This is a genomic window from Vibrio sp. Vb1755 (assembly GCF_033338635.1).
GTDB lineage: Bacteria > Pseudomonadota > Gammaproteobacteria > Enterobacterales > Vibrionaceae > Vibrio > Vibrio alginolyticus.
On the sequence record NZ_JAWOTA010000220.1, the window covers coordinates 1 to 1,236 of the forward strand.

At 42.5% G+C, this 1,236-nt stretch carries 1 protein-coding gene and 1 pseudogene; both read right to left on the reverse strand.

Features of this window, described 5'->3' with window-relative positions; genetic code table 11:
- A pseudogene (locus tag R7E00_RS24050) lies at nt 1–165 on the reverse strand (diguanylate cyclase); the annotation flags it as partial.
- A 108-nt stretch (nt 166–273) separates the two neighbouring features.
- A partial coding sequence (locus R7E00_RS24055) for an alpha-amylase family glycosyl hydrolase (protein ID WP_318124774.1) occupies nt 274–1,236 on the reverse strand: 963 nt, incomplete at its 5' end.

The window sequence follows — 1,236 nt, forward strand, 5'->3', positions numbered from 1 at the left end:
TTTGATACCACGAGTTAACGCTCTATCGATACGCGAATATTCAGTATCAATATAGCGATTGACTGCATCGTAGTAGTTTTTTGTAGTAACGAGCATTACCACAATGAATAGAACTAAAGGAAAGAAAACAACAAATGAGAGGCTAAATCGCCTTTGGTTAACCATTGAGTACCATTGTTTAAGTGTTCGCCTCTCATATGCATCGGCTTAAAGAGGCTGTTTATAGTTATTAATGAACATATTCACAAATTTTAATAAATATAGAATGCGGTGTCACTTCACTTGCCACAAATTGATACTTAATGCTGCCATATTGACAGAAACATGACCTTCATAATCAATTATTTCACACTTATCTAATAATTGATGCAAGTGTTTCGCATTCAAGCCTAACTGCCACAATGGTAGGTCAATCGTGCTTTCTTGTAGACCAATATTGACTGCAACAATGATCGTCTCTTCACCAAGCTGTCTTGCATAAGCAAATGCTCTTTCGTCGCAATAAAGCCATTGCATGCTGCCAGATTGTAGAGCTTTGAACTGTTTGCGAATTTCAATCCACTGTTGGTACAGGTGGAGCCAAGGCGAACCCTGAACTAAATGCCAAGGGAAACAACGTCTGTTATCTGGGTCAAAGCTTCCCTCAAGACCGACTTCACTACCATAATAAATGCATGGCGCACCGACATAAGTCATGAGTAAGGCCAACGCGATTTGCATTTTTTTCTCATCCCCATTCACCAAGGTGAGAAAACGTGCCGTGTCATGGCTATCAAGTTGATTGAGTTGTGAGAGCTGATTGGCAAAAGGAACTTTTGCTCTGGCTTCATCCAACCACGCTTTGAACTCAAAACCATCTATATCGATTGGGTCGTACGTGATGTCTTGATGCGCGATAAACGCTCGAACAGGGTGGGCAAAACCGTAGTAGTTCATCGCGCCGTCTTCTTGCTCCCCTTGCAGCCATTGAGTCGCTTCAAAAAAATGCTCACCTAACACATAAGCATTCGGATTAACGGATTTGGTCGCTTGGCGAAATGCTTTCACGTAGTGAGCGTTGTTTTTCGCCCCCTCCCCTTCACCTAGCATATGAATGACATCAAAACGCCAGCCATCCACGGAATATGGCGGCTTCAGCCAATGTTTGATAACCGATGCCTCACCTTGGTAGATATATTCTCTGACTTCGTGATTCTCATTATTCAATACCGGCAGATTGTCGATACCTTTCCAGCC